Annotated in this window: 7 protein-coding genes and 1 pseudogene; 5 read left to right on the forward strand and 3 right to left on the reverse strand. The window is 54.7% G+C overall.

Annotated elements, in window-relative coordinates:
• Positions 1-38: 38 nt before the first annotated feature.
• From ACR0DG_RS19625 to ACR0DG_RS19635, 3 genes are all read left to right on the forward strand, one after another.
• Positions 39-1,457: a YlbE family protein gene (locus tag ACR0DG_RS19625; RefSeq protein WP_480699962.1), complete on the forward strand. Its 1,419-nt coding sequence runs from the start codon at positions 39-41 to the stop codon at positions 1,455-1,457.
• Between the two features lie 334 nt (positions 1,458-1,791).
• A complete protein-coding gene (locus ACR0DG_RS19630) occupies positions 1,792-2,304 on the forward strand; it encodes an oxamate carbamoyltransferase subunit AllH family protein (RefSeq protein ID WP_480699961.1) in 513 nt (170 codons plus the stop codon).
• Positions 2,294-3,445, forward strand: a complete 1,152-nt coding sequence (locus ACR0DG_RS19635) for a trans-sulfuration enzyme family protein (protein ID WP_480699960.1) — start codon at positions 2,294-2,296, stop codon at positions 3,443-3,445. The genes ACR0DG_RS19630 and ACR0DG_RS19635 overlap by 11 nt, the downstream gene beginning before the upstream one ends.
• Positions 3,446-3,450: 5 nt before the next feature.
• Here the strand turns inward: ACR0DG_RS19635 and ACR0DG_RS19640 are convergent, their stop codons facing one another.
• Entirely contained in the window at positions 3,451-4,365 is a 915-nt protein-coding gene (locus tag ACR0DG_RS19640) for a helix-turn-helix domain-containing protein (RefSeq protein ID WP_480699959.1), read from the reverse strand.
• Positions 4,366-4,492: 127 nt separating this feature from the next.
• Here ACR0DG_RS19640 and ACR0DG_RS19645 point away from each other — a divergent pair, with 127 nt between their 5' ends.
• On the forward strand, positions 4,493-5,326 hold the full coding sequence (locus tag ACR0DG_RS19645) for a cysteine hydrolase family protein (protein ID WP_480699958.1): 834 nt from the start codon (positions 4,493-4,495) through the stop codon (positions 5,324-5,326).
• Positions 5,327-5,887: 561 nt separating this feature from the next.
• Positions 5,888-7,123: a Rid family hydrolase gene (locus tag ACR0DG_RS19650; protein ID WP_480699957.1), complete on the forward strand. Its 1,236-nt coding sequence runs from the start codon at positions 5,888-5,890 to the stop codon at positions 7,121-7,123.
• Positions 7,124-7,318: 195 nt separating this feature from the next.
• Here ACR0DG_RS19650 and ACR0DG_RS19655 read toward each other — a convergent pair.
• Together ACR0DG_RS19655 and ACR0DG_RS19660 are read right to left on the reverse strand one after the other, a co-directional pair.
• Positions 7,319-7,963, reverse strand: a pseudogene (locus ACR0DG_RS19655) (LysR substrate-binding domain-containing protein).
• An 82-nt stretch (positions 7,964-8,045) separates the two neighbouring features.
• Complete coding sequence (locus ACR0DG_RS19660) at positions 8,046-8,753, reverse strand: IS6 family transposase (RefSeq protein ID WP_480699956.1); 708 nt, start codon at positions 8,751-8,753, stop codon at positions 8,046-8,048.
• Between the last annotated feature and the right edge of the window lie 160 nt (positions 8,754-8,913).

Here is an 8,913-nt window from a genome sequence, read left to right on the forward strand (position 1 = left end):
CCTATAAGTTACGACCCTCATCGAAAGGAATACCCTTCATGACTGCCGCGCCAATCGTGAAATTGCCCGAAAGCGTCAATATCGTGAATATTGGCTTGCCTCTGTTTGAAACCTCGGCCCGCGATCAAGGAGCTTCAGTAGTCGGCGTAGACTGGCGTATTCCAGGTGGAGGTGATGCTGACGTGGTTGCCGCGTTAGGTCGCCTGCTCGGCCCCAAGGCCGAAATCGTGAACAAAGCGAATGCGGAAGTGATCCACCGCATCAATGAAGGTGTTCCGATGCTCAAGGGTATTGATCGCGCCGGGGCTGTTATTCCCAATATGGGCGAGCGCACAATCCTTCACTGTGGGCCCTCAATTGCCTGGAGCGATATGCCCAACCCGCTACAACGATCGATCAAGGCCGCCATAGTCGCAGAGGGCTGGGCGAATGACGTCGAAGCAGCTGAAAAACTGGTGCAATCAAACGAAGTCGAATTGAAACCAGCAAATGAAAGCGCGACCGTAGTGCCGATGGCCACGTCGATTGGCCCATCTGCCCCGGTCTACGTTATGGAAAACGAGTTTGGCGGCACTACCGCCTACTCGAGCGTCAACCAAGGGTCCGGTGAAGTGGCTTGGTTTGGTGTTGACAACGACAACGCTATCGAACGGCTAAGGTTCCTGCGTGATGCGGTTGGACCCGTGCTAGCCAAAGCGCTTCATGCCAAAGGCCCGATAGATGTATTGTCTCTGGCCGCACAGGGCGTTCCGATGGGGGACGATGTCCATATGAGGGTTCAGGCAACCACGAACCTGTTCCTACGCGATCTGCTGCCGCACCTTGTCGCCAGCGATCACGATCGCGCTGCCGAAGTGGCCACTTTTCTCAGCGGCAATCACCTGATGTTCCTCAACGTGGCCATGGCGGCAGCCAAGTCACTCGTCGATTCCGCGTCGGATGTCGAAAACTCAAGTATCGTCACCACTATGAGCCGCAATGGTGCGACCTACGGTGTTCGCCTCCCGGGCAAAGAAGGAAACTGGTTCATTACAGATTCACCCCCGATTCAGGACGCGCTTTACTACCCCGGCCAAGGGCCCGAGACCAGCGCACCCGATATCGGCGACAGCGCCGTTTTGGAGTTGATTGGGCTTGGTGGTCCAGCAGCTGCGAATTCACCTGCGGTCGCCGGGTTCCTGGGCGGCCGCATGTCAGATGCGATTGCGGCTACGCAAAGTATGCAACGTATCTGTTCCGGCGAAAGCACCCGGTTCAGACTGCCAATTCTGGACAATGTGGGCACACCGGTTGGCGTAGACGTGCGCAAAGTCGCCGAGTTGTCAATTACCCCGGCTGTCAACACCGGAATTATTCACATCTCGGACGGCACCGGGCAGGTCGGTGCAGGTGTCGCGTGGGCGCCGGTGAAATGTTTTGTGGATGCCCTGCTTGACCTTGACAGCCGCATATCCTGACGTTTCACCAATCTACCTGGCGAACACTGTGGGCGACGGTATTCCCGTCGCCCCGGCCGGTGGTGCGATCAATGCACAGGTAATCGCAACATTCTCATCCGGGCTCTATATCAGAGATGAAAAAGACCGGATTTTTGCCATTGGTGGCCCTCAAATCTCTGCGGGTCCTCTGCACTTAGTTTTGAGGCATACTCCGCCAAAGCCCAGTCTCGGAACAACGGTCTGGATCCGACCAAACACTGTGACTATCGGTCCAGTCTCAGTTTCTCTAAAATCCGCAACGCGCTTTCGACCATTCAGCCCGCAGCCGTGCGACTTGGTTCTGGCAACCCCAGTGCTCGCTGGGTTATTCGAGTCTCGCTACATTCCCCAAGACATTCGGCCCGCGCTTGCCACGTTACCATCTGCACTTAACGCCGATGATCTAAATGCCGCGCGGCTTGTTCTGCAAGGTCGTGGTGATGGCTTGACCCCCAGTGGCGATGATATTCTGGCGGGCCTGCTCTTGTATCACGCCTGGAGCGGCAAGCCAGTCAAGGATCTGCTTTTGATTGCATTGAACGCCCAGACAAATGACCTGAGCCGCGCCTTCCTCAAATGGGCGGCGCGAGGCCAATGCATCCAACCCGTTCACAATCTCATCCATCTCGCTTTCAAACTTGCGCTTGAAATCCGCCCCTCACCTAGCCAACGCCTCAGGTCTGAGCTGACGCAAGCAGTCGATGCTCTGGGCCGGATCGGACATTCCTCGGGCTTTGCCCTGCTGACCGGCCTCTGCCTTGCGGCACGCTCACATTGGAAACCCGCCAATTGCGAAGATGCGTCAGGATCAGACAATGCGCCGTGACACCAAGCTGATCCACTACGGTCGCTGCTCCCTGCCCGGCCCGGCAAATCCGCCGGTAGAACGCGCCTCGACCATTTTGCACGATACGATGTCCACGTTCCGCGAGGCCAAGGAGCGTCGGAAAACGGACGACCACATTGTTTCATATGGGCGACGCGGGACGTCGACGGCACACGCGTTGTCTGCAGCTCTTTGTGATCTGGAACAGGGGGACGCGTGTTTTCTGTACCCGTCCGGCGTTGCGGCGATCACCACAACCCTGGCGGCTTTCCTGCGTCCCGGGGATCACATGATCATGGTTGACGAGGTTTTCCACGCCAGTCAGAGTTTCTGCCACGAATACCTGTCACAGATGGATGTCGGCTTTTCTTCAATCCCTTGGGACACGACTGATTTGTCGCCCTTTATCAAACCCAATACAAAGCTTGTGTTGGTTGAGTCCCCGACGTCATTGACATTCAAGGTAATGAACCTTCGCGCGCTTTGCGACAGCGCTAAAGGCCTGAACTTGACGGTCGTGGCGGATAACACGTATGGATCTGGATGGTTGTACCAGCCCCTGTGTCTCGGCTGCGATGTGTCTATTATTTCGGGCACCAAATACCTGAGCGGTCACGCAGACACGATGATGGGAGCAGCAGTTTCAAAAGGGGAAGCCAGCGCGCCCTTGCGGGCACATACGCTTCGAACAGGACAGTTGCTTGCGCCTGATGACGCCTATGCGTGCCTGCGAGGTCTGCGGACACTTTCCCTGCGGCTGGACCGCCACGCTGAGACCAGTCGCAAGATCGCAGCTTGGCTGGCCGAACGTCCCGAGGTGCAACGCGTTTGGCACCCCGACCTTGCCGACCATCCCGGCCACGACATTTGGACGCGTGATGCAAGCGGCGTGAACGGATTGCTGAGCCTGAGCCTTGCAGACGGATTACACCCCGAGGGATTTGTCGACAGCCTGAAACTCTTCGCTGTTGGCGCATCGTGGGGTGGGTTCGAAAGCCTTGCGCTGGCCCTTCAGCCCAAAAGCGGCCTGTCCAGCCGAGACCACCCGCAAGTCAGGCTGCACGTCGGATTGGAACACGCTGACGATTTGATCGAAGACCTCCGAGCTGCCCTCGACAGGTCGCATACTGCGCAGACCTAACTTACCTAATCCATACTATGGGTTTTGCGGAACTGGTTCGGGCTTTCGCCAGTACGTTGTTCAAATACCCGGCTAAAGGCCGTTCGGCTGCCGAACCCCACCTGATGCGCGATCCGCTTGACAGGCATATCGGTCGATGTCAGCAAATTCGCTGCGTGCCGCAACCTCAGGTCCCGTAACAACTCGATCGGCCCGCTTCCATAAGCGGTAGTGAACCGCTGGGCAAAAGCGGATCGGCTCATACCCACACGCTCGGCCAGGGTTTCAACGGTGTGCGGATCACCGGGGGAATCGAGCATGACGCGCAGCGCTTCCCAAACCGCTGGGTCGCGTAGCGCCGCCATCCAGCGCAGATCACCCTCTTCGGATTTCAACCGTCTGCGCAACATTTCGATCATGCATTGGATCAGAACCGCCCGGATCATTGCCTTGCTGCCCATTCCCGGATGGCTGAGTTCGCCCAGCAGAACATCAATGGCCGAGCGCAATGCCCCATCCTGACCAATCTGTTCTACAATCGGCGATCGGATCAGATCAATCACATCGATCGCCCCACGTAAACCGACTTTGACCCGCGCGCAGATGGCGGTCACCTGCCCATCCAAAGCCGAATTGTCCGAGACCGCAAGGATATGCCGCAACTTCAATTCGGTCGGGTTGCATTGCGGCAGCGGCGCATCGGGTATAGCAGAGCTGCGCAAGGTGTGGCTTTGCAACGCAGGCACCAATATCAACGTCCCCGCAGCAATCGGAACCTGCGGCCCGGACCGAAACGACACTGTCCCTTCACCGCTGAGAATGTAGTGCAGTGTCGCGCTTACATCCTGCGCAAGCGAGACTTCACAATTACCCTTGATTTCGCACACCGCAAATGGATCGGCCGAGATATCCAGCTTATCGAAAACATGTTCATATTTCATATTGTCAATCTACCCGAATTTCGGACGCAATGATACGCTTTGCATAACAAACGCCCCAAAACAGGACGCAATGATACATTCGTCTTCCTAAGTTGAAACCACTGAAACGCGATAAAGGAGACATACAATGTGTGATTGCAACGATCATGATCCCAAGAAAAATCACATCTCGCGCCGGGCTGCCCTGAGAGGTGGACTGGCCGCAACAGCAGCCACTGCAGCAGCAGCTGTCACCGCCGGTTCTGCTCAGGCACAAAACGCCAATCCGTATGCTGACCCGGCCGAACCCGCACTGCCACCATCAGATATGAAACTGGACCTGAGCCGCGCCGCCTTGGTTGTGACCGATCCGCAGATCGACTTTTTGCACCCTGAAGGCGTGACCTGGGGTGTCATCGGCGCAAGTGTGGAAGAACACAACACTGTCGAGAACATCGAAACCCTGTTCAAAAACGCCAAGGATGCCGAGATCACTGTCGCGGTCTCGCCGCATTACTACTACCCCACCGATCACGGTTGGAAATTCGAAGGTGCTCTGGAAAAGCTGATGCACAAGATCGGCATGTTCGACCGCAAAGGGCCGCTTGTGATTGACGGGTTTGAAAACTCGGGCGCGGACTGGATGCCGCAATACAAGCAATATATTGAAGACGGCAAGACCATCGTGACATCGCCGCACAAGGTCTATGGCAACGACACGAACGACCTGTCGTTGCAGCTGCGCAAAGCCGGTGTCGATCAGGTCATCCTGGCCGGAATGTCGGCAAACCTCTGCACAGAAAGCCACCTCCGAGAGCTTCTGGAGGACGGGTTTGAGGTTGCTGTTGTCAAAGATGCCACTGCTGCGGCCATGCTGCCCGAGGGTGACGGATACCTCGCGGCTCTGACCAACTTCCGCTATATGGCCAACGCAGTCTGGACCACCCAAGAGGCTGTCGAACAGATCAAGGCCGCCTCCTGATCAATTGACCCGAGACAAGCCGACGGCCTTGGCTGCTTGGCTTGTCTTTTCAAACTCGTCTCTATCTATTGGGTTTCCCGATCACACTTCGCTGATACCGCCCTGTGTCGCACTCGGCTTAGGCAAGGCCTGTATCGAATTGGCCTTAAACCCGATTATCTGGTTCAGAGGCAGTAGAACCCCTATGCAACAAACTCGGCGTCTTGCGCATCCGCCGAGATCGCACAGAATACTCACCCAAGACCTTTCCGCCTCTCATCGCTCCAGCACTTTGCGGCATGACCGTTTGGACAATCGAATTGATTTCAGATCTGTAGCTGTCCTGTTTCGCGCATCCGGGGCAGAGCCTTAGATATGGGATTGCAAGCATCAAGATAGCTTCCTATAGTTAAATAAATTAATGATACGAAATATTCGCAGCAATACCTTACACCCCCCTTGCCTGATGGCGACCGGGGTAGGTGGCAGTGCAAACACGGCAAAGCAGATGACTTCGCCAAGGTTTGAGTTGTCCATCACCAGGTAATCTGCCAGCGCGGCCATAAATGGAGGAACAACAAGATGACCGAAGATATCAAAAAGAACTCACGAAATACGGACAACGCACCGAAAGACCTGAGTTCACAAACGGTTGCTTTCTCTCACTACAACAACTTGACGGCCCAGCTTCCGCTTGACCCAAAATCCGGAACAATCGTATCCGGTGGCATAAAAGAGCAAACCAAACAATGTCTTAACAACATCAAAGCAATTGTTGAAAGCATCGGCCACGTCATGGATGACGTTGTGAAACTCAACATTTTTCTCAGGGATATATCAGATCTGAGCGCTGTCGACGAAGTATATACAACCTTCTTCCAACATGATCTTCCGACACGGGTTACGGTCGAAGTTGCGGACCTGCCTTTGGACGGTGCGTTGCTGCAAATCGATGCCCTTATATCAAACGGCGAGGGCACAACCCCGCAAGACCCGGTGGACCTGATCAAAGTTTCACGAAACACAGACAATGCCCCTAAGGACCTGAGTTCGCATTCTGTCGCGTTTTCCCATTATAACAACCTGACGGCCCAACTTCCCGTACACCCGAGAACCGGGGAAATCGTGTCAGAGCATGCGAAAGAACAGGTAATACAGTGCTTACTCAATATTGAGGCAATTCTGGAAAGCATCGACCACGTCATGGAGGACGTTGTAAAAACAACAGTTTACCTAACAAATATCTCAGACGCAGATGTCGTTGACGAAGCATTCGAGGAATTTTTCCCAGACTATGTTCCTGCACGAACTGTGGTGATCGCGTCTGCGTTGCCAAAGGGTGCCAAGGTGCAAATCGATACCGTTGTTTCGCATGGTGACGGTACTCCGCCGCAACTTGCCGAAGACAGCCGTTTCATTATCAAAGAAGCAAGCAATACGGATAACGCACCTCAAGCCCCATACTCACACACGGTCGCGTTCTCGCACTATAATCATATTTCCGGTCAACTTCCGCTGAACCCGGTGACCGGAGAAATCGTCAATGGTGGTGTCGCAGAACAAACCGAACAATGCCTGAAGAATATCAAGGCAATTGTCGAAAGCGTCGAACATGTCATGGACGATACAGTCAAACTCAATATCCAGCTTAAAAACAGCGCGGATATTGAGGCGGTGAACAGTGTTTATCCTACCTTTTTCACCGGGGACCTGCCTGCCAGAACAATTATTGTTGTTTCTGATATTCCCATGGGCGCATTGGTGCAAATTGACGCCGTTGTCTCCAACTGTGAAGGCACGCCTCCTCCTCAAGCATAGCAATTAGCTGGGTTTACGATGTAGCCCGGCCGTGTTTTAGCGGCCGGGTCGGGTGCCAAAAAAACGGGGGTGTGGACGTCTCTTAGGTCACAGGAATAGCGGCAGGAACACAAAGTTGATCCCGGCTGTGACAGTCAGCGCAGTCGGGAACAACGTGACAGTTCAGCGGGTGATCCGCTCTTTTCTTGTGGGAAATCAAAGCCCGCCCGCGACAAATGAAACAAACCGCTCGGCCAAGGCGTGTTTTGATTTGGGAAGATATGCGACCATCGCGGTATTGGGAAGTTGCGGAAAACCTTCCTTAACAACAGTCAAATTTCCAACTGCGGATTGAGCGACAACCGAGACGCCAAGCCCTGCCTTGACCGCGGCCTGAACACCTTGGATCGAGTTGGCTTCCGTGACGATCCGCTATTGTTTTCTTGACCGATCCAGCGTCTCGGTGGCCATTTTCCGATAACTGCACCGCGAATGCATCACGACAAGTGGAACACTATCCGCCTCGTCAGGGTCGAAATAGTCACTGGTGATCCAAACCATGGGCTCTTCACGCAAAACGATGCTGTCCGGGGTTTTGGTACTGCCGCCGTCATGCCCGGTGATGATGACGTCCAGATTCCCCTGATCCAGTTCATCCCGCAAGTCAAACCCGGTTCCCAGTTTCAACTCGATCTGAAGTTTCGGATGCGATCTTTTGAACCTGCTTAGCAACTCATGCAGATGATCCGGGGCCAAATATTCAGCAAAACCGATGCGCAGCGGCAAAGCCGCATCCGGCGCGCTTAGCGACGTCGCCGCCTCATCCGCAAGCGAGAGTATTTTCCTCGCATATCCGATCATCAGTTCCCCGGCTTGGGTAAGCTCGACCTGGTGCTGTCAGACGAATTCGAACCAGTCTCAGCTAGGCCAGTGAGACTGTCCTTTATGCCGCGCCAAGTTCACGCCACTCGGCAAGCGCGGCGGTGCGGGTCAGCTTGAAGATGTATCGGCTGACGAGCGATCTTTCCTGGTTGAAGTGGTTGTAGACGGAGGAGTGGACGGAGGCGAATTTCTGCAAACTTCGCATACGCCTGAAACGCTGCATTGCGCGTTCTCGTCGTCGGAATGGCAGGTGCGAATTCTCGACGCGGTTGTTGAGCCACCTACCCGTCAGTTGTTTTTCGAGCGCGCCCAGCTCTCTGAGAGCGGCCTGATACGACGCGAAGCGATCGGTGACTACTACTCCAGCTTTACCGTGTCGCTTCATCAATTTCCTGAGGAATTTCAGTGCAGCCTGCCTATTTCGGCGCTTAGTGACAATGGCTTCCAGCACCTCGCCTTCATGATCAACGGCCCGCCAAAGATAATACCGCTTGCCATTCACCTTTACGAAAACCTCGTCAACGTGCCATTTCGATTTTGAAAAGGCTCGGAGTTGCTGAACACGCTTTCTTCGGATCTCAGCTGCAAACATTGGACCAAACCTGTTCCACCAATATCGGACGGTTTCGTGGCTTACGTCGATGCCTCGCTCATGCAGCAGATCTTCGACATTTCGAAGCGAAAGCGGGAAGCGGATATACAGCATCACTGCAAGGCGGATAATCTCCGGACTGGTTTTGAAGTACTTGAAGGAGGAAGGTTTGGTCATTCCTAAATGCTACGCAACGGCCCTGCCCCGCTCAACCCAAGTTCTTCTGACAAGACCCGCTGCAAGTCTACATACGACGAAACAAGAGATCGGTGGTCAACTATGCCGAGCGCTACCGTGATGGTAAGCGCGTTTCGACCGCACCGGCCGAAGCGAGCGT

This window comes from Ruegeria sp. BG8, from assembly GCF_056538325.1.

Bases quoted from the DNA above. Each gene is read 5' to 3' on its own strand.
- ACR0DG_RS19625 (WP_480699962.1), top strand. From the start codon at position 39: ATGACTGCCGCGCCAATCGTGAAATTGCCCGAAAGCGTCAATATCGTG.
- ACR0DG_RS19635 (WP_480699960.1), top strand. From the start codon at position 2,294: ATGCGCCGTGACACCAAGCTGATCCACTACGGTCGCTGCTCCCTGCCC.
- ACR0DG_RS19640 (WP_480699959.1), bottom strand. From the start codon at position 4,365: ATGAAATATGAACATGTTTTCGATAAGCTGGATATCTCGGCCGATCCA.
- ACR0DG_RS19645 (WP_480699958.1), top strand. From the start codon at position 4,493: ATGTGTGATTGCAACGATCATGATCCCAAGAAAAATCACATCTCGCGC.
- ACR0DG_RS19650 (WP_480699957.1), top strand. From the start codon at position 5,888: ATGACCGAAGATATCAAAAAGAACTCACGAAATACGGACAACGCACCG.
- ACR0DG_RS19660 (WP_480699956.1), bottom strand. From the start codon at position 8,753: ATGACCAAACCTTCCTCCTTCAAGTACTTCAAAACCAGTCCGGAGATT.